Consider the following 19072-nt stretch of genomic DNA (forward strand, 5'->3'; position numbering starts at 1 on the left):
CTGAGGTGAGGCGCGGGGCCGGAGTACCCATGTCCCCGTTGAGTCCGCGCGAGGGCTTGGGTCGCGCGAAGAGGGCTAGACCGGTTCACAAACAGGGGGTTAGGTTGAGCCGCGTTGCCCACGACACCGGGCCCGTCCCGCCGAAGGAGCCGTAAATGAAGGAAGTCGTCCCGCTCGCCGAGGACTGGAGCCTGCGCCACGGCGAGAGCCTGCTGCCCGCCCGCGTCCCCGGCTGCGTCCACACCGATCTGCTCACGGCCGGACTGATCCCGGACCCCTTCCTCGGCGTCAACGAGAAGGACGTGGCCTGGGTCGGACGGCGGGCCTGGACCTACGTCCGCGCCCTGCGGGCCACCGACACCGCCGGGGAGGAGCACGAGCGGACCGACCTGGTCTTCGACGGACTGGACACCGCGGCGACCGTCACCCTGGACGGGTGGGAACTGGGCCGCACCCGGAACATGCACCGGCGCTACCGCTTCGACGTCACGGGTCGGCACGGTCTCCTGGAGGTGGACTTCGCCTCCGCCTACGACGAGGCGGCCTCGGTGCGGGCGCTGACGGGGGAGCGCCCCAACGTCTATCCGGAGCCGTTCCAGTACATCCGCAAGATGGCGTGCGGCTTCGGCTGGGACTGGGGCCCGACCCTGGTGACCGCCGGTATGTGGCGCCCGGTCCGGCTGGAGCGCTGGTCGACGGCCCGGCTGGCCGACGTGCGCCCTCTGGTGACGGTCCACGGCGGCACCGGCCGCGTCGAGGTGCGTGTCGAGGTCGAGCGGACCGCGCGGGGGACGGCCCGCCCGCTCGCCGTGCGTGCCAGGGTCGGGGACGGCCTCGCGGAGACCCGCGGCGTCGTGGAGGGGACGCACGCCGTGCTGACACTGGAGGTGCCCGGCGTCTCCCTGTGGTGGCCCCGCGGCTACGGCGAACAGCCCCTCCATGAACTGGAGTTGACGCTCGTCGAGGACGGCGACGGTCCGGGTTCCGGGGAGCGTCCCCTCGACTCCTGGCGCCGGCGCATCGGCTTCCGGACCGTGGAACTGGACCGCTCGGCGGACGAGCACGGCACCGGGTTCACCCTCGTCGTCAACGGGGAACGGATCTTCGCGCGCGGGGTCAACTGGATCCCCGACGACGTCTTCCCGTCCCGGATCACGCCCGAGCGCTACCGCACCCGGCTCGGTCAGGCGGCCGACGCGGGCGTGGACCTGGTCAGGATCTGGGGCGGCGGCATCTACGAGGACGACGCCTTCTACGACGCCTGCGACGAACTGGGCCTCATGGTCTGGCAGGACTTTCTTTTCGCCTGCGCCGCCTACCCCGAGGAGCAGCCACTGCGCGGCGAGGTCGAAGCCGAGGCGCGCGACAACGTTGTCCGGTTGCTGCCGCACCCCTCGCTCGTGCTGTGGAACGGCAACAACGAGAACCTCTGGGGCTTCCGCGACTGGGACTGGGAGCCGGACCTCGACGGCGACTCCTGGGGCGGCGGGTACTACCTGGACCTGCTCCCGAGGATCGTCGCCGAACTCGACCCCACCCGCCCCTACACCGCGGGCAGCCCCTGGTCCGGCTCCTGGGACCACCACCCGAACGACCCGGCCCACGGCACCCATCACTCGTGGGAGGCCTGGAACCGCCGGGACTACGCCGAGTACCGCGACTCGGTGCCCCGCTTCGTGGCGGAGTTCGGCTGGCAGGCGCCGCCCGCGATGGCGACCCTGCGGCGCGCGCTGCCCGGCGAACGACTCGCGCCCGACTCTCCCGGCATGCTGCACCACCAGAAGGCGGAGGGCGGCAACGGCAAGCTGAACCGGGGCGTGGAGCGGCACTTCGTGCTGCCCGGGGACGACTTCGACCGCTGGCACTACCTCACCCAGGTCGTGCAGGCCCGCGCGGTCGCCACCGGAATCGAGCACTGGCGCTCGCACTGGCCCGTGTGCGCCGGCACCGTCGTCTGGCAGATCAACGACTGCTGGCCGGTCAGCTCGTGGGCGGCCATCGACGGCGACGGCCGGCTCAAGCCCCTCTACCACGAGCTGCGCCGGGTCTACGCGGACCGGCTCCTCACGCTCCAGCCGGGCGACGGCGGCGACGGCGGCGACGGCGTCGTACTCGCCGTCGTCAACCAGTCCGCCGAGCCCTGGCAGGCCCGCGTGGTCCTGCGCCGGCTGCGGGCGGACGGCACCGAAGTGGCCGGGCACGTGCTCGACGTGACCGTCGCCGCCCGTGCGGTGCACCGGCAGTCCGTGCCCCGGGGCCTGGTCCCCGACCGGCGTACCGCCGAGGAGTTCCTCGTCGCCGACGGTGCGGACCTGCGCAGCGTGTACGTGCCGGTCACGGACCGGGAGTTCGCCTACCCGGCCCCGGACTACGACCTGGTCGTGGAGACCCCGGTGGGTGAGGGGACGGGTAGTGTCGAGGTCGTGGTAACCGCACACACCCTCGTACGCGACCTCCTCCTGCAGGCCGACCGGCTGGGACCGGACGCGGTCTGCGACACCGGGCTGCGGACCCTGCTTCCCGGCGAGCGGCTCCGGCTGCGGGTCACGGGCGCGGCGGAGACCGGGGCCAACGCCGTGCGGGCGGCGCTGTTCTGCGTGGAACCGGCGTGAGAGCACCGTCCGTCCGCGTCACCATCAAGGACGTCGCCGCGGCCGCCGGCGTGTCCAAGGGCGCCGTGTCCCTGGCGTTCAACGGCAAACCGGGAGTCTCCGACGCCACCCGGGAGCGGATCTTCGCGGCGGCCCGGCAACTGGGCTGGGCCCCGAACTCCTCGGCCCGCAGCCTGTCGCGCCGGTCCGTCGACACCGTCGGGCTGGCGATCTGCCGGCCGGCCCGGCTGCTGGGCCTGGAGCCGTTCTACATGGAGTTCGTCTCCGGCATCGAGAGCGTGCTGGCCGAGCGTGACTGCTCGCTGCTGCTGCGGCTGGTCGGCTCGCTGGAGGAGGAGATCGGCCTTCAGGAGCGCTGGTGGCGGGAGCGGCAGGTGGGGGGCTCGATCCTGGTCGACTTCCATCACGAGGACCCGCGGATCGGCCCGCTGCGGCGGATCGGTCTCCCGGCGGTGGCGGTCGGCCACCCGTCCCTCACCGGCGGATTCCCGTCGGTGTGGACCGACGACGCCGCCGCCGTCGCCGAGGCGGTGCGCTACCTGGCGGTGCTGGGGCACCGGCGCATCGCCCACGTGGGCGGCCCCCGCGGGCTCGGGCACAGCGCCATCCGGACGACCGCGTTCGAGCGGACCCTGGCCGAACTCGGCCTCGAACGCGGCCCGCACGTCGAGACGGGTTTCTCGGGCGAGGACGGCGCGCGCGCCACCCGTTCCCTGCTGCTGTCCGCCGAGCGGCCTACGGCGATCCTCTACGACAACGACATCATGGCGGTCGCCGGACTCGGTGTCGCCGCCGAGATGGGCGTCTCCGTGCCGGACGACCTGTCGCTGCTGGCCTGGGACGACTCCCAGCTGTGCCGGCTGACGCATCCCACGCTGTCGGCGATGAGCCATGACGTGCACGGCTTCGGGGCGCAGGTCGCACGGGTGCTGTTCGAGGTGCTGGCGGGCCACGACGTGACGTCCCTGCCCGTCGCGACGCCGTCGCTAATGCCGAGGGCGTCGACCGCCTCGCCTCCCTCCTAGGCCCTGTCGTCGAACTCCCGTCTGCCTGGCGACGCCATGCAGGGGCGCGGCACGATGCCGCGCCCCTTCGCGTGCCGCTGGAGGGCTCCGCGGTTTTGACATAGGTATGAGGGCATACCTATAGTCTCCGTATGCCCGACAGCAGTGCCTCCGAGCAGCGCATCGACCACGTGGCCTCCGGGCTCGCGGCGTGCCTGCCCGCGCTGCACCGGGCCCTGGAGCGGCGCATCGCGAGTGAGTACCCGCACCCCAAGCCGCCCGAGGGGCAGCTCGCGCTGCTGCGGTTCGTCGCGCAGCACGAAGGCGCGACGGTGCGCGAGGCGGCCGCGGCACTGCTGATGAAGCCCAACAACGTCAGCGTCCTGGTGTCCCGGCTCACGGAGCAGGGGGAGCTGGAGCGCCGGCAGGACGGCGCCGACAGGCGGATCGCCCACCTCCACCTCACCGCGTCCTCCCGGCGGCGGATCGCCGAGGTGTCCGCCCTGGAACGGGAGCACCTCGGTCACGCGATGCTGTCGCTCACCGAGGGTGAGCTGGACGCACTCGGGTCCGCCCTCGGAGCGCTGAGCGCGTTGAGCCGCCACCTCCACCCCGCGGCCGGCTGACCGGCAGGGCCACCGGCTCGCGCACGCACGAGCGGTGAGGCGTCCGGCCTCCCGCCGCCCTTCCATGTCCCGAGGGACGCCCCTGGCGGCAGCCCTCGGTCCCGGCCCGCGCCCACGCGCCCACCCCGCCCCCCGGCGTCCGCCGGCGGGGCCGGCCCCGGGTGCCGCCGTGCGGCCGCTCGTCGCGCACTTCGTACATCCCCTTCAAGAGAGAAACGGCCAATTTCATGGCGTCCCCTTCTGTGGGCAACTCCGTCCCGCCCACGGCTGCTTCCGAGCGCCGGATGTCCGCGGACCGCCGGGGCAACCCCTGGCTCGCTCTGATCGCAGTCTCGTTCGGCCTGCTCATGGTGCAGCTCGACGGCTCCGTCGTCGCCATCGCCAACCCCGCGATCGGCAAGGACCTCGGGGCGAGCACCGCGGAGCTGCAATGGGTCACCAACTCCTACCTGCTCGCGCTCGCGGCCTCGATGATCCTCGGCGGCAGGCTCGGCGACCGGTTCGGCCGGCGCTTCCACTACCTCGCGGGCGTCGGCGGCTTCGTCGTCACCTCGGTCGCCATCGGCCTGGTGGGCAGCATCGAGGGCGTCATCGCCTTCCGCGCCCTCCAGGGACTGTGCGGCGGCATCCTGATGCCCAACACCCTGGGCATCCTGCGTGCCGTTTTCCCGCCGAGGAAGTTCCCGCTCGCGGTGGGCATCTGGGGCATGGTCTCGGCCGTCTCGACATCGCTGGGGCCCATCATCGGCGGCCTGCTCGTCGAGCACGTCGACTGGACGTGGGTCTTCTACCTGAACGCGCCGATCGGCGTCGTCGCCCTGCTGTTCAGCATGTCGGTCCTCGCCGAGTCCAGAAACTCCACCGGCCGCCACCGCTTCGACGTCGCCGGTGTCGTCCTGCTCGCCGCGGGGCTGCTCGCGCTCGTCCTCGGCATCGTCAAGGCCGAGACGTGGGGCTGGACGTCCGCCGGCACCCTCGGCACCATCGCCCTCGGCCTGGTGCTCCTGGTCCTCTTCGGCTGGTACGAGACCCGTCAGGAGCACCCGCTGCTGCCGATGCGCCTGTTCCGCAACCGTTCGCTGACCACCGGCGCGGTGATGACCCTGCTGAACTTCTTCGTGATGCTCGGCGGCATCTTCTTCATCATGCTGTACCTGCAGAACGTGCGCGGCTACACGCCGGTCGAGGCCGGCATCAGCACGCTGCCGATGTCGATCGCCTCGCTGTTCGCCTCCCCGGTCGGCTCCCAGCTCACCACGCGCTTCGGGCCCCGTGTCACGATCCCGCTCGGTCTGGTCCTCTCGGCCGCGGCCATGTTCGGCATGCTCACCTGGACCGTCGACTCCTCCTACGCGACCATGTGGCCGCCGTTCATCGCGATGGGCCTCGGCGTCGGCATCGTGCTGCCCGCCACCGCCGCGGCGATCATCGGCAGCGCGCCGGTCCGGGACGGCGGTGTGGCCTCCGGCCTGCAGTCCACCATGCTGCAGATCGGCGGCGCCCTCGGCACCTCCGTGCTGGTCTCAGTGATCGCCGGCAAGGTCGGTTCCTCGCTGTTCGGCGAGCTCACCGGCGCGGGCGTCCCGGTACCCCTGGCCCACGGGCTCGAGAAGGCCGAGGACGCCGTCGCGATGGGCATCGCACCGGTCTCCTCCGACATGCCGGCGCAGATCAGGGCCGCGGTCGTCGAGGGCAGTGGCCAGGCGTTCGTCAACGGTCTGCACTCCGCCGTCACCGTGACCGGGATCCTGTGCCTGATCGGTGCGGTGGCCGCGGTCGCCGGCATCAGGAGCCGCGCCGAGGAGACGGCGGACGGCACCGAGGACGTGGGGGCCGTCGCCGCTCACTGAGGACACCGGCGCACGGGGGAGTGCCGCCGCCGGGCCGCGGGGGCCCCGGCGGCGCCGCTCCGTCCGGTGGGCCGCGGCCGGCCCGGCCGGCCCGCCGGGCTCAGCCCCGCAGTGCGCTCTTCCGCCGCGGTGACCTCGGCGACGGTGAGGCAGCGGTCCGGGATCTCCGCGTGCGTGTCACCCACGGGCGACCACCTGCCGGCACGCCTCCACGTATCCCCGCACCAGCGTCCGTTCCTCGTCCTCCTGCCGCCAGGCGAGCACGTAGCGGCTCGGGCTCAGCCCGCGCACCGGGCGGGTGGTGACGCCGCCCAGGGTGATCAGCGGGGCGTTGCCCAAGGCCACGAGACAGATGCCGAGGCCGGCCACGAGGGCCTCGTACGTCTCCTCCGTGCCGGCGATCTCCGCGCCGACGCGCGGCGGGCGGACGCCCAGGTCACGCCGTTCGTCCAGCGCCAGCCAGAAGTCGCGCAGGACGCCCGCCTCCGGCGGCAGGGCGAGGAACGGCTCGTCGGCCAGGTCCGCGAAGTCGACCTCGGGCACGGCCGCGAGCGGATGGGTGTCGGGGAGGGCGACCAGGCGCGGTTCCTCGGCGACCGTGGTCCACGCGTAGCGGCCCGCGTCGGGCAGCGGCAGCCACACGTGGGCGACGTCGGCCGTGCCGTCGGCCAGGCCCGCGGTCGGGTCGTGCCAGCTCGACTGCCGCAGCCGCGGCCGCACCTGAGGATGGGCCGCCGTGAAGCGGGAGCGGATCGCCGGCAGCAGACCACCGCGCCCGGGGCTGGTGCTCATGCCGACCACCAGGGTGCCGTGCCGCGCCGCCCGCACCGCCGCCGCGCCCTCGGCCCAGTCGGCCAGCACCCGCCGGGCGTACGGCAGCAGGGCCGTGCCTGCCTCGGTGAGCGTCACCCCGCTCGGCTCGCGCCGGAACAGCTCGGTGCCCAACTGCCGCTCCAGCGCCCGGATCTGTTTGCTCAGCGCCGGCTGGGACACATAGAGCCGTTCGGCCGCCCGCGTGAAGTGCAGTTCCTCGGCCACCGCCGCGAAGTAGCGCAGCTCCCGCACATGCACGTCCGTCGTCATGACCGTTGGCTATCACCGTGGGTCTTGGACGGGCAACCGGCTTTCCCGGCAGGGTGGTTGGCAGTTGCGGAGAACGAATGGCGAGGAGCCGGAATGAACAAGGTGTGGCTGATCACGGGTGCGAGCAGCGGCTTCGGGCGGGCGATCGCCGAGGCCGCCCTCGCCCAGGGCGATGTGGTCGTCGGCGCGGCACGGCGGCCCGAGGGGCTCGACGACCTGGTGGCCGCGCACCCCGACCAGATGGAGGCGCTGCGCCTGGACGTCGCCGACACGGCCGCCGCCGGGGCAGCCGTGCGGGACGTGGTCGAGCGGCACGGGCGGATCGACGTCCTGGTCAACAACGCGGGCCGCACGCACGTCGGCGCCTTCGAGGAGACCCGCGAGGACGAGCTGCGTGCCCTGTTCGACGTGCACGTCTTCGGGCCGGCCGCACTGACGCGGGCCGTGCTCCCGCACATGCGGGAACGGCGGACGGGCGCGATCGTGCAGATGAGCAGCATGGGCGGGCAGATGTCCTTCGCGGGCTTCTCGGCGTACAGCGCCACCAAGTTCGCCCTGGAGGGCATGAGCGAGGGGCTCGCCGACGAGGTGCGGGAGTTCGGCATCAAGGTGCTGATCGTGGAGCCGGGCGCCTTCCGCACCGGCCTGTTCGCGAGCGGCGCGGCCGGGCTCAGCGCGGACAGCGGTGTGTACGCCAAGGTGAGCGAGACCCGCGGGCTCGTCACCGGCGGCGACGGCGGCCAGCCCGGTGACCCGGCCAAGGCGGCGGCCCTCGTCCTCGACGCGCTGGCGGCCGACGACACCCCGCTGCGACTGCCGCTCGGCGACGACGGCGTCGGCGCGGTCCTCGGTCACCTGGAGCAGGTCCGGGCGGACGTGACGGCCTGGGAGAAGCGCACCCGGGCCACGGGCTTCGACGACTGAGGCGCACACCGGCCGGGGACCGTCCCTCCGGGCCGCCGTACCCGGTCCTCGCGTACCGCACCGCCCGGCGCGCGCATACCATGCGCTCAGTCACGCGGCCGTGCGTACCGGGCGGCCGCTCCCGCCCCGGCGGGCCTTCGCGCCGCCGCACGGATCAGGAGCAGGGCACCCGTGTCCATACCGCCGCCCCCTGGGCCCCAGGGACCGTACTCCCCGGGTCCGTACCCCCAGGGGCCGTACGCCCCGCAGCCGCCCCAGCCGGTCTGGGGCGGCCCCTACGGGCCGTACCCGCGGCAGGCGCCCGTCAACGGCGTCGCCATCGCGGCGTTCGTGCTCGGCGTGCTCTGCTTCGTACCGGCGGCCGGGCTCGTGCTGGGGCTGATCGCCCTGCGCCGGATCAGGAGGCGGGGCGAGCGGGGCAAGGGGTTCGCCGTGGCCGGTTCCGTGCTGTCCTCCGTGGGGCTCGCCCTGTGGGCGGTGTCGCTCTCCACGGGTGCCGCCGCCGACTTCTGGCACGGCTTCAGGGACGCCGCGCGGGGCGAGGGCACCGCGTACGCGCTCTCCGAGGGCCAGTGCTTCACCACGCCCAGCGGGTCCCTGCAGGGGGTCACCTACGACGTCGACGTGGTGCCCTGCGCCCAGGAGCACGACGGCGAGGTGTTCGCCGCCTTCGACCTGCCCGGCGGTGCCTACCCCGGTGACGACGAGGTCGCCCGCTCCGCCGACGACCGGTGCTACGCGCTGCGGGACACCTACGCCATGGACCGCTGGGCCCTGCCCGCGGACGTCGACGTGTACTACCTGACGCCGACCCGGCCGAGCTGGCGGGCGGGCGACCGGGAGATCACCTGCCTGTTCGGCAACACGGACGAGGAGGGAACGCTCACCGGCTCGCTGCGCAACGACGGCACGCGGCTCGACCCCGACCAGCACACGTATTTGTCGGCGGAGTTCCAGCTCAACCTGGCCATGGACGCGGTCCCGGAGGCGGAGACCGTCGAGGACGACCTCGCGGGCTACCGGTCCTGGGCGGTACGGATGTCGACGGCGCTCGACCGGGAGACCCGGATGCTGCGCGGGCACGGCTGGTCCGCGGGCGCCGAGCAGCCGGTCGCCGACCTGGTCCGCGACCTGGAGGCGGCGCAGGAGGAATGGGACCTGGCTTCCGAGGCCGCCGACGCCGACACGTACTACGAGCACCTCGACAAGGCCTTCGCGCTCGTCGAGGCCGACTCGACGGTCACGGCCCGCAAGGCTCTGGGCCTGGCGACGACGCCGCCGGCCTACGACGAGGACGGCGGCGACGGGGGAGCCGGCTCCGGTATCGAGGTGTGAGGGCGTCCACAGCGGGGAGAAAGTGCCTGCGTGAAGCCTCCCGGAGGCACACGTCATCACTTCGAGTGATTCTCTGGCCTTCGCTTGCCTGGCACAACGTACGGTTGCGACGCTGTTGCTGTCTGTACAAGCTGATGGGAGCGGCCAGTGACATTCGGTGAGCAGCCGGCGTACCTGCGTGTCGCGGGTGATCTCCGCAAGAAGATCGTCGACGGCCTGCTGGCCCCGCACACCCGCCTCCCCTCCCAGGCCAGGATCCGCGAGGAGTACGGCGTCTCGGACACCGTCGCCCTGGAGGCGCGCAAGGTGCTCATGGCGGAGGGACTGGTCGAGGGGCGCTCGGGCTCCGGCACCTATGTGCGCGAGCGGCCCGAGCCCCGGCGCATCGCCCGCTCCGGATACCGGCCGACGGGGGGTGCCACGCCCTTCCGGCAGGAGCAGGCCGATGTCGGGTCGCGCGGCACCTGGGAGTCCCGCAGCGAGCAGACCGAGGCGAGCGGTGCCGTCGCCGAGCGGCTCGGGATCAAGCCCGGGGACCGGGTGATGTGCACGCGGTACGTCTTCCGGGAGGGCGGCGAGGCGATGATGCTCTCCACCTCCTGGGAGCCGCTCGGCCTCACCGGGCGCACCCCCGTGATGCTGCCCGAGGAGGGCCCGCTCGGCGGCATGGGCGTCGTCGAGCGGATGGCCGCCATCGACGTCGTCGTGGACAACGTCACCGAGGAGGTCGGCGCCCGCCCCGGCCTCGCCGAGGAGCTGCTCGCCCTCGGCGGCGTCCCCGGGCACGTGGTGCTGGTCGTCCGGCGCACCTTCTACGCCTCGGGCCGCGCGGTCGAGACGGCCGACGTGGTCGTCCCGGCCGACCGGTACCAGGTGGCCTACCACCTGCCCGTGAAGTAGGGCCGCGGGCCCGTCGACGGCGGCCGTCCGCCGCCAACCGGGCCCGCCGCGCTGTGAGATGGCGCACGCCGCCGCGCGCCTCTCGCGCCCCTCGCCCGCGTCGGCGCCGCGCCGAAGCGTCCCGCATCCCTGCCCCGCACCGCGGTCTTCCGGTCGTTCTCGCAGGTCGCCTCCGTACCCCGCACATACCCCTGACCGGAAGCATCGGTGTCCCTGGACGGCGCGTTGGGTATCGTGCGCCCCCTGCGTTATGGCTGGTTGCGTACCTCTTCGTGAAAAGCCGTATTCGGTGCGTGAAGGTTAGGCGTAGGCTCGGGCATATGCGGAGTGCGGTTTCCTCGGCGGGCGGGGCGTCGCGAGGACCGCGGGTGGGAAGCGGAGGGGCGCGATGAACGACAGCACGGTCACTCTTCCCTGGCTGGTCTTCCGCCAGGACGACAACGGCAATCGCTATCGCGTGGGCAGGTACGCGACCCGGGCCGAGGCCCAGAAGATCGCGGACACCCTCGACGGGCGCGGTCACAAGCAGCTCTACTGGGTCGAGAAGCTCGGCCCGGACACCACCGGCCCGGCCGGCTGAACCGGCGCACGACCGCGCCACCGCACACCGCCCGGCTCCGCCGGGCAACCAGTGCCGGCACTAGGCTCCGTTCCATGACGGAACGGATCGTGGTGGCCGCCGCGCTGGTCGACGGCGGGCGTCTGCTCGCCGCGCGGCGCAGCGCGCCGGCCGAGCTGGCCGGACGCTGGGAGCTGCCCGGCGGCAAGGTCGAGGCGGGCGAGACGCCCGAGGCCGCCCTCGTGCGCGAACTGCGCGAGGAGCTCGGCGTGACGGCCGGGACCGGCGAGCGCGTTCCCGGCCAGTGGCCGCTCCGGCCCCCGTACGTCCTCCAGGTGTGGACCGCCCGCCTGCTGCCCGGCTCCGCCGCCCCCGAACCCCTCCAGGACCACGACGTCCTGCGCTGGCTCACCCCGGCCGAGATCTGGGACGTGCCCTGGCTCGACCAGGACGTGCCGGCCGTCGAACGGGCGCTCGCGCACCTGACCCCGGCGGACAGCGACGCGCGGGGCGCGTAGGGGAAGCGGACGCGACCGCCCCCGTACGCCGCCGGTGCTTCCATGCGCCCGTAGGGCCCCGGGTCTCTTTTCGGACGGTACCGGGCAGCGGATATCGGGTATGGGCCACTTAACCCCACGAAACCGGACAGGGTGGGGTGGCCGGCCGGGGAAGTGAGCGGCGTGACCGAGACCGAGGACGACTGCGTCGAGTGGGTCTTTCCGGGGGAGCCGGGTGCCGTGCGGACCGCGCGCTCCCTCGTCCGCGACCGGCTGCGCGGCTGGGGCCTCGACAGCGTCGGCGACATCGCCGCCCTGCTGGTCAGCGAGCTGGTCACCAACGCCCTGCGGCACGCCACCGGTCCCATAGGGGTCCGCCTCGTGCTCTGCCCCGACGGCCTGGACGGCGTCCTCCTCGTGGAGGTCTCCGACCCACTCCCGGATCCGCCCCGTGAACGTGCCGCCCGCCCCGAGGACGAGAGCGGCCGGGGCCTGCAACTGGTGGCCTCCTCCGCCCGCCGCTGGGGCACCCGCCCGGGAGGGGCCGGCAAGACGGTCTGGTTCGAGCTCGTGGTGCCCGAATGACGCGCGGGGGCCGTGCCGACATGTCCCGACATGCGGTACCGGCCCACCGGCCGACCGGTTCCGGCCAGTGGCAGTTGTCGACGTACGTGATTCGATGCCGTGTCCGCTGGTTAGAAGACTGGAAGTGTTGTCACGGTCCGGACCGAAAAGCGTCGGGACCGTGCTGTGATCGTGAACACCGTGTCGTGCGGCGCCGTAGTGCTGGATACTGCGGGCAGCCGCCCCCGGTGACCGGTGCCGGGTGCGGTGAGCTGGAGGGGACGGTTCGCGTGAGCGAGATACCAGCGAGGGCCACGGGGTCCGAGGGTCCGTCGGACGATGCCAGGAACGGCGCCGCGGGCGCCGCCGGCGCTGCGACGGGCACCGGATTCGGCGGCGGCCCGTCCGGTGACGTGCCGTCCGGTGACGCCGTGTGGCAGAGCAGCCCTCCCGGCTCCATGTACGACTACATCAAGGTCGCGTCCTTCTCCATCGGTGCCGACGGCCTCGTCGACCAGTGGAGCCTGCGCGCCGAGCAGCTGCTCGGCATCCCGGCCGAGCACGCCGTCGGCACCGACCCCATCGAGACCTTCATCGACCCCGACCTGCGGGAACGGGGTCAGCGCAAGATGGCCGAAATCCTCGACGGACGGGAGTGGACCGGCGTGGTCCCCTTCCGGGCACCGGCCGTCGGCACCGGGGAGGACGGGCGGGAGCGCCGCGGGCCGCGCGGGCTCGCCGAGGTCTACGTCATGCCTACTCGCACGGAGGAGGGCGAGAAGGCCGCCGTCTGCATCGTCGTCGACGTCCGCACCCTGCGCAGCATCGAGACCGACCTCGCCGCCTCACAGGCCATATTCGGCCAGTCGCCGTTCGGGTTCCTGCTGATCGACCCCGAGCTGAGGGTGCGCCGCGCCAACCAGCGGTTCGCCTCCATCTTCGGCGGCACGCCCGACACCCACCGGGGCAAGGGCGTCCACGACTACCTGCCGCGCGCCGAGGCCGACCGGGTCTCCGCCACCCTGCGCCGGGTGCTGGAGATCGGCGAGTCCATCACCGACATGCACGTCACGGGCTATGTGCCCGGCTCCGACGAGCGCCGCCACTGGTCCGTCAACCTGTACCGCGTCCACAGCGGTTCGGGCCGGCCCATCGGCATCGCCTGGCTCGGCACCGACATCACCGCCCGCCGCGCCGCCGCCCGCGAGGCCGCCGCCGCCCGGCGCAACCTCGCCCTCCTCAACGACGCCGGTGCCCGCATCGGCAACTCGCTCGACCTGGAGACCACCGCCCGCGAACTCCTCGACGTCGTCGTCCCCGGCTTCTGCGACCTGGCCACCGTCGACCTCTACCAGGGCCTCCTGGCCGGCGACGAGACCCCGCCCGGCCTCGCCGACGGCAGCGCCGAACTGCGCCGGGTCGCCTTCTCCAGCGCCGTCTCCGACGCTCCCTTCCACGGCGCCGGCGAGCGGGTCAAGCTCGGCGCCGTCCACCACTACCCGTTCAACTCGCCCTGCGCGGACGCCCTGCGCACGGCCCGCCCGCGCGCCGTGCCCGCCGAGGACGGCGGTCTCGTGCAGTCCACCCTCGCCGTCCCGATGGTCGCCCACGACACGGTCGTCGGACTCGCGCAGTTCGCGCGGACCAAGGGCAGCGAGCCGTTCGGGGACCGCGACCGCGACCTCGCCGTGGAACTGGCCGCGCGGGCCGCCGTCTGCATCGACAACGCCCGCCTGTACCGGCGCGAGCACGAACGCGCGCTGATCCTCCAGCGCTCCCTGCTCCCGCCCGGCGACCCGGAGGCGTCCGGCCTCGACATCGCCTGCCGCTATTTGCCCGGCAACGCGGCCACCGGCCGGCCCAGCGAGGTCGGCGGCGACTGGTTCGACGTCATCGAACTCCCCGGTCACCGCACCGCCCTGGTCGTCGGCGACGTCATGGGACGCGGACTGCGCGCCGCCGTCGCGATGGGCGAACTGCGCACCGCCGTACGGACGCTGGCGCAGCTCGACCTCGAACCGGCCGAGGTGCTCTCCCACCTGGACGAGATCGCCCGCGGACTCGGCGCCCCCGGAGGCGTGCAGCAGGCGACGCGGGCCGCCCGCCGGCCCCGCGAGGCCGACCTGTCCGAGGTCTATCTGGCGACCTGCGTGTACGCCGTGTACGACTCGGTGACCCGGCGCTGCACCTTCGCCAACGCGGGCCATCTGCCGCCCGTCCTGGTGGAGCCCGGCGAGTCCGCGCTGATGCTGGACGTGCCGCCGGGCCTGCCGCTCGGTGTCGGCGGGGAGCCTTTCGAGGAAGTGGAGGTCGAGCTGCCCGAGGGCGCCCTGCTCGCGCTGTACACGGACGGGCTGGTCGAGAGCCGCGACCACCCCCTCGACGAGGGTCTGCAGGCCTTCGTCGGCGCGCTCACCGACCCCACGCGTCCCCTGGAGGACGTGTGCGACCAGGTCCTCAACACCCTGGGCAGCCACCACGGCGAGGACGACATCGCGCTGCTGATGGCCCGCGTCCAGGGTCTGCCCGCCGAGTCCGTCGGCGACTGGACCCTGCCGCGCGAACCGCGCAGTGTGGGCCGGGCCCGAGAGTACGCCCGCGCGCAGCTCCTCAGCTGGGACATGGAGCCCCTGGTCGACACCGCGGAGCTGCTGGTCAGCGAGCTGGTCACCAACGCGCTGCGGTACGGCGAGGGCGAGATCAGGCTCCGTCTGCTGCTCGACCGCACCCTGGTCTGCGAGGTCTGGGACTCCGGCCTGGTCCAGCCCCGCCGGCGCCGCGCCCGCGACACCGACGAGGGCGGCCGCGGCCTGCAACTGGTCGGCCTGCTCAGCGCGGCCTGGGGCTCACGCCGTACGCCGCACGGGAAGACGGTGTGGTTCGAACTGCCGCTGCCGGGCGAGGACACCCGGCTGACCGACCCGGCGGAGGCTCTGCTGAGCCTCTTCTGACGCGCCCCGGTGTCGTACGGGTCCGGGCGCGCCGGGTGCGGCGTGCCCGGGCGCATCCGGCCAGCGCCAGGGCCGCCCCGGCCGCCACCAGGGGCGGCACCAGGTCCGCGGTGATCATCACGTGACACCCCTGACCGCAACCGGAACACCGGTTCGAGTCGTCCCCGCTGGCAACACGCTCGGAGCGTATGCGCCGGATCCGGCCACCGCGACCGGGGACGGCCACAGGGAGGGGAACGCCGTGGAGCGCACGGAGCCGCACACCGACCCGGGAAGCACGGCCCCGGGCAGCACGGACCCGAAATCCACCGACCCCGAACCCACCGCCCCCGCGGGCGCCGGCGGTGAGGACGGCACGCAGGGACCGCCCGGGGGCGGCGGCGAGGGTCGCGCGGCTGGCGCGGGGGCGCACCCGAAGAGGAGCCGGCGGCTGCGCCGCCTCCGCCGGACGGTCCTCGCCGTCCTCCTCGTCCTGATCGTCCCGCTCCTCACCGCCGGGACGGCCCTGCGGGTGAACTACATGGGCGACCCCGCCGACGGCACGTACACCCGGAACCGCGACGCGATCTGGCTCGGCCACGCCTGGGTCGACGGCCGCAAGGACGACGCGGACCTCACCGCCCTCGCCCGCCGGCTGAGGACGACCGGCATCCGCGACCTGTACGTCCACACCGGCCCGATGGAGCACGACGGCACCCTGCCGAAGTCGCTGTACCCCAGGGCACGCTGGCTGACCGACGCCGTGCACCGGGAGATGCCCGGCGTCCGCGTCCAGGCCTTCCTCGGCGACGTCCTCGCCACCGAGAGCCCCGACGGCATGCGGCTGGAGAAGCCCGCCACCCGGGCCGCGGTCGTCGGCTCGGCCCGGCAGGTCCTGGACGTGGGGTACGACGGCGTCCACCTCGACCTGGAGCCGCTCCACTCCGGAGACCGGAACTACCTGTCCCTCCTGGACGACCTGCGCGCCGTGACCCGGGCCGAGGGCGCACAGCTCTCGGTGGCCGCCCACCAGATCGACCCGCTCCCCGGCTTCCACTCCTTCTGGGGCACGGTCGCCGGGCACCCCAAGTGGTGGTCGCAGGAGTTCTTCGGCCAGGTCGCCCGCCGCGTCGACCAGATCGCCGTCATGTCGTACGACACCATGCAGCCCCTGGAGAGCCTCTACGGCGGCTACGTCGCCCAGCAGACCTCCCTCGCCCTGGAGGTCACGCCGCCGACCACCCACCTGCTGATGGGCCTGCCCTTCTACCACGAGAACCGCTTCGGCCACTGGGCTCACGCCGAGACCGTCAGCGCCGCCGTGCGCGGCGTCCGGCTGGGCCTGTCCCGCACGGATGCCGACCGAGCCCGCTTCGGTGTCGCCGCGTACATCGACTTCGCGGCGACGGAGGAGGACTGGACGGCGTACCGCGAGGGCTGGGTCCGCTGAGCGGGCCGCGGACCGCTACGAGCGGCGCCTGATCCTCGACCCCAGCCACACCAGCGGGTCGTACTTGCGGTCCACGGCCCGCTCCTTCAGCGGGATCAGCGCGTTGTCCGTGATCCTGATGCCCTCGGGGCAGACCTCCGTGCAGCACTTGGTGATGTTGCAGTAGCCGAGGCCGTGCTCGTCCTGGGCCGTGCGCCCGCGGTCCAGGCCGGCCTCCGGGGCCGCGTCCAGCGGGTGCATGTCCAGCTCGGCGACGCGCATCAGGAAACGCGGACCGGCGAAGGCCGGCTTGTTCTCCTCGTGGTCGCGGACGACGTGGCATGTGTCCTGGCACAGGAAGCACTCGATGCACTTGCGGAACTCCTGCGAGCGGTCCACGTCCTCCTGCGCCATCCGGTACTCGCCCGGCCCGAGATCGGCGGGCGGGACGAACGCCGGGATCTTCCGGGCCTTGGTGTAGTTGAAGCCGACGTCCGTCACCAGGTCGCGGACGACCGGGAAGGCCCGCAGCGGGGTGACGGTGACCGTCTCCTCGGGGCCGAAGACCGACATGCGGGTCATGCACATCAGCCGCGGGCGCCCGTTGATCTCCGCGGAGCACGAACCGCACTTGCCGGCCTTGCAGTTCCAGCGCACGGCCAGATCGGGGGCTTGGGTCGCCTGGATGCGGTGGATGATGTCCAGGACCACCTCGCCCTCGTTCACCTCGACGCGGAAGTCCTCGAGGCCACCGCCCTCCGCGTCGCCCCGCCACACCCTGAAGCCGGCCTCGTAGCCGCTCATTCGGACAACTCCTCCTCGGCGAGGTACTTGACCAGCTCCTCCTTCTCGAAGAGGGCCAGCAGGTCGGGGCGGACGGGCTCGGTGGGCTGCCGCTCCAGGCTGATCCGGCCGCGCTCCGGGTCCGTCGCCGCCAGGCCGCCCGTCGGGTCGGCCAGGGAACACAGCAGGTTGACCGGACGCCACCGGCGGTCCATCGACGGATGGTCCTCGCGGGTGTGCCCGCCTCGCGATTCGGTGCGTTCCAGCGCGGCCCGCGCCACGCACTCGCTGACCAGCAGCATGTTGCGCAGGTCCAGGGCGAGGTGCCAGCCCGGGTTGAACTGCCGGTGCCCCTCGACACCGGCCCGGCGGGCCCGTACCCGCAGCTCGGCCAGCTTCTCCAGGGCCTGCTTCATCTCCGGCTCCCGGCGGATGATGCCGACCAGGTCGTTCATCGTCTGCTGGAGTTCCTGGTGGAGGGTGTACGGGTTCTCCGGCGGCCCGTCGTCGGGCCCCTCCGTCTCGGCGGAGAACGGCCGCAGCGCCTCCGCGGCGGCGGCGTCGACCTGGCCGTCGTCCACCCGGGGCCGCGCACCGGCCTCCTGGCCCGCCGCGTACTCGGCTGCGTGCCGGCCCGCCCGGCGCCCGAACACCAGCAGGTCGGAAAGGGAGTTGCCGCCGAGCCGGTTGGAGCCGTGCATGCCGCCGGCCACCTCACCGGCCGCGTACAGTCCCGGCACCCCGCGCGCGGCGGCCGTGTCGGAGTCGACGGCGACACCGCCCATCACGTAGTGGCAGGTGGGCCCGACCTCCATCGGCTCGGCCGTGATGTCGACGTCGGCCAGCTCCTTGAACTGGTGGTACATCGACGGCAGCCGCCGCCTGATCACCTCGGCCGGCATCCGGGTCGACACGTCCAGGAAGACCCCGCCGTGCGGGGAGCCCCGGCCCTCCTTCACCTCGGCGTTGATCGCCCGCGCCACCTCGTCGCGGGGGAGGAGTTCGGGCGGGCGCCGGTTGTGGTCCGGGTCGTCGTACCAGCGGTCGCCCTCCTCCTCCGACTCGGCGTACTTCTCCTTGAACACGTCGGGGACGTAGTCGAACATGAAGCGCCTGCCGTCCGAGTTCCGGAGCACCCCGCCGTCGCCGCGCACCGACTCGGTGACGAGGATGCCCTTGACCGACGGCGGCCAGACCATGCCCGTCGGGTGGAACTGCACGAACTCCATGTTCAGCAGCGGCGCACCGGCGAGCAGCGCCAGGGCGTGCCCGTCGCCGGTGTACTCCCACGAGTTCGACGTCACCTTGAAGGACTTGCCGATGCCGCCCGTGGCGATCACCACCGAGGGCGCCTCCAGGACGAGGAAGCGTCCCGACTCGCGCTCGTAGCCGAAGACCCCGGAGACCCGGTTGCCGTCCTTGAGCACCCGCGTGACCGTGCACTCCTGGAAGACCCTCAGGTGGGACTCGTAGTCCCCGGTCTCCGCGAAGTCCTCCTGCTGGAGGGAGACGATCTTCTGCTGGAGCGTGCGGATCAGCTCCAGGCCGGTGCGGTCGCCGACGTGGGCGAGGCGCGGGTACTCGTGGCCGCCGAAGTTGCGCTGCGAGATCCGGCCGTCCCGGGTCCGGTCGAACAGCGCGCCCCAGGTCTCCAGCTCCCACACCCGCTGCGGGGCCTCCTGGGCGTGCAGCTCGGCCATCCGCCACTGGTTGAGGAACTTGCCGCCGCGCATGGTGTCGCGGAAGTGGACCTGCCAGTTGTCGCCGGAGTTGACGTTGCCCATGGCCGCGGCGATTCCGCCCTCGGCCATCACGGTGTGCGCCTTGCCGAACAGCGACTTGCAGATCACGGCCGTACGGGCGCCCCGCTCGCGGGCCTCGATCGCGGCGCGCAGTCCGGCGCCGCCCGCGCCCACCACGACGACGTCCCACTCCTGCCGGTCGACCACGGACATCAGAAGGCCTCACTCATCGGA

15 protein-coding genes are annotated in these 19072 nt (G+C 73.1%); 12 read left to right on the forward strand and 3 right to left on the reverse strand.

Translation table 11 applies throughout. The features are described from left to right. Nucleotides 1-155 precede the first annotated feature (155 nt). The 4 genes from AC0VYN_RS05020 (at nucleotide 156) to AC0VYN_RS05035 (ending at nucleotide 6092) form a co-directional block, all read left to right on the forward strand. Complete coding sequence (locus tag AC0VYN_RS05020) at nucleotides 156-2612, forward strand: glycoside hydrolase family 2 protein (protein WP_475534952.1); 2457 nt, start codon at nucleotides 156-158, stop codon at nucleotides 2610-2612. Next, nucleotides 2609-3637: a LacI family DNA-binding transcriptional regulator gene (locus tag AC0VYN_RS05025; RefSeq protein WP_475534953.1), complete on the forward strand. Its 1029-nt coding sequence runs from the start codon at nucleotides 2609-2611 to the stop codon at nucleotides 3635-3637. The genes AC0VYN_RS05020 and AC0VYN_RS05025 overlap by 4 nt, the downstream gene beginning before the upstream one ends. 131 nt (nucleotides 3638-3768) lie before the next feature. Next, on the forward strand, nucleotides 3769-4242 hold the full coding sequence (locus AC0VYN_RS05030; protein ID WP_475534954.1) for a MarR family winged helix-turn-helix transcriptional regulator: 474 nt from the start codon (nucleotides 3769-3771) through the stop codon (nucleotides 4240-4242). 227 nt (nucleotides 4243-4469) lie between these two features. Beyond that, nucleotides 4470-6092, forward strand: coding sequence for an MFS transporter (locus tag AC0VYN_RS05035; RefSeq protein WP_475534955.1), 1623 nt, complete (start codon nucleotides 4470-4472; stop codon nucleotides 6090-6092). Nucleotides 6093-6269: 177 nt separating this feature from the next. Here AC0VYN_RS05035 and AC0VYN_RS05040 read toward each other — a convergent pair whose 3' ends face one another. Continuing rightward, the gene (locus AC0VYN_RS05040) at nucleotides 6270-7175 is read right to left on the reverse strand and encodes a LysR family transcriptional regulator (RefSeq protein ID WP_475534956.1); all 906 of its coding nucleotides are present in this window, start codon (nucleotides 7173-7175) and stop codon (nucleotides 6270-6272) included. A gap of 93 nt (nucleotides 7176-7268) precedes the next feature. Here AC0VYN_RS05040 and AC0VYN_RS05045 point away from each other — a divergent pair, with 93 nt between their 5' ends. The 8 genes from AC0VYN_RS05045 (at nucleotide 7269) to AC0VYN_RS05080 (ending at nucleotide 16334) form a co-directional block, all read left to right on the forward strand. Beyond that, nucleotides 7269-8099: an oxidoreductase gene (locus tag AC0VYN_RS05045; RefSeq protein ID WP_475534957.1), complete on the forward strand. Its 831-nt coding sequence runs from the start codon at nucleotides 7269-7271 to the stop codon at nucleotides 8097-8099. 171 nt (nucleotides 8100-8270) lie between these two features. Next, nucleotides 8271-9434 carry a DUF4190 domain-containing protein gene (locus AC0VYN_RS05050; RefSeq protein ID WP_475534958.1) on the forward strand — a complete coding sequence of 388 codons (1164 nt, stop codon included), beginning with the start codon at nucleotides 8271-8273 and terminating at the stop codon, nucleotides 9432-9434. A gap of 147 nt (nucleotides 9435-9581) precedes the next feature. Continuing rightward, nucleotides 9582-10334, forward strand: a complete 753-nt coding sequence (locus AC0VYN_RS05055; RefSeq protein WP_475534959.1) for a GntR family transcriptional regulator — start codon at nucleotides 9582-9584, stop codon at nucleotides 10332-10334. A gap of 388 nt (nucleotides 10335-10722) precedes the next feature. Continuing rightward, on the forward strand, nucleotides 10723-10914 hold the full coding sequence (locus AC0VYN_RS05060; protein ID WP_475534960.1) for an SPOR domain-containing protein: 192 nt from the start codon (nucleotides 10723-10725) through the stop codon (nucleotides 10912-10914). A 74-nt stretch (nucleotides 10915-10988) separates the two neighbouring features. Beyond that, nucleotides 10989-11411, forward strand: a complete 423-nt coding sequence (locus tag AC0VYN_RS05065) for a (deoxy)nucleoside triphosphate pyrophosphohydrolase (protein WP_385470254.1) — start codon at nucleotides 10989-10991, stop codon at nucleotides 11409-11411. Between the two features lie 132 nt (nucleotides 11412-11543). Further along, nucleotides 11544-11975, forward strand: coding sequence for an ATP-binding protein (locus AC0VYN_RS05070; protein WP_385470256.1), 432 nt, complete (start codon nucleotides 11544-11546; stop codon nucleotides 11973-11975). Nucleotides 11976-12244: 269 nt separating this feature from the next. Then, a complete protein-coding gene (locus AC0VYN_RS05075) occupies nucleotides 12245-14905 on the forward strand; it encodes a SpoIIE family protein phosphatase (RefSeq protein ID WP_475534961.1) in 2661 nt (886 codons plus the stop codon). A 241-nt stretch (nucleotides 14906-15146) separates the two neighbouring features. After that, a complete protein-coding gene (locus tag AC0VYN_RS05080) occupies nucleotides 15147-16334 on the forward strand; it encodes a glycoside hydrolase family 18 protein (protein WP_475534962.1) in 1188 nt (395 codons plus the stop codon). Between the two features lie 15 nt (nucleotides 16335-16349). Here AC0VYN_RS05080 and AC0VYN_RS05085 read toward each other — a convergent pair whose 3' ends face one another. After that, nucleotides 16350-17117 carry a succinate dehydrogenase/fumarate reductase iron-sulfur subunit gene (locus tag AC0VYN_RS05085; protein ID WP_475534963.1) on the reverse strand — a complete coding sequence of 256 codons (768 nt, stop codon included), beginning with the start codon at nucleotides 17115-17117 and terminating at the stop codon, nucleotides 16350-16352. Then, a complete protein-coding gene (locus AC0VYN_RS05090) occupies nucleotides 17114-19051 on the reverse strand; it encodes a fumarate reductase/succinate dehydrogenase flavoprotein subunit (protein ID WP_475534964.1) in 1938 nt (645 codons plus the stop codon). The genes AC0VYN_RS05085 and AC0VYN_RS05090 overlap by 4 nt, the downstream gene beginning before the upstream one ends. Nucleotides 19052-19072 lie beyond the last annotated feature (21 nt).

The sequence above is a fragment of the Streptomyces sp. 63XJN7_1_ISO-PGPR-S23-121 genome (genome assembly GCF_056173025.1).

Coding starts and splice junctions, on each gene's coding strand:
- AC0VYN_RS05060 (WP_475534960.1), top strand. CDS start 10,723: ATGAACGACAGCACGGTCACTCTTCCCTGGCTGGTCTTCCGCCAGGAC.
- AC0VYN_RS05020 (WP_475534952.1), top strand. CDS start 156: ATGAAGGAAGTCGTCCCGCTCGCCGAGGACTGGAGCCTGCGCCACGGC.
- AC0VYN_RS05040 (WP_475534956.1), bottom strand. CDS start 7,175: ATGACGACGGACGTGCATGTGCGGGAGCTGCGCTACTTCGCGGCGGTG.
- AC0VYN_RS05085 (WP_475534963.1), bottom strand. CDS start 17,117: ATGAGCGGCTACGAGGCCGGCTTCAGGGTGTGGCGGGGCGACGCGGAG.
- AC0VYN_RS05065 (WP_385470254.1), top strand. CDS start 10,989: ATGACGGAACGGATCGTGGTGGCCGCCGCGCTGGTCGACGGCGGGCGT.
- AC0VYN_RS05045 (WP_475534957.1), top strand. CDS start 7,269: ATGAACAAGGTGTGGCTGATCACGGGTGCGAGCAGCGGCTTCGGGCGG.
- AC0VYN_RS05035 (WP_475534955.1), top strand. CDS start 4,470: ATGGCGTCCCCTTCTGTGGGCAACTCCGTCCCGCCCACGGCTGCTTCC.
- AC0VYN_RS05030 (WP_475534954.1), top strand. CDS start 3,769: ATGCCCGACAGCAGTGCCTCCGAGCAGCGCATCGACCACGTGGCCTCC.
- AC0VYN_RS05090 (WP_475534964.1), bottom strand. CDS start 19,051: ATGTCCGTGGTCGACCGGCAGGAGTGGGACGTCGTCGTGGTGGGCGCG.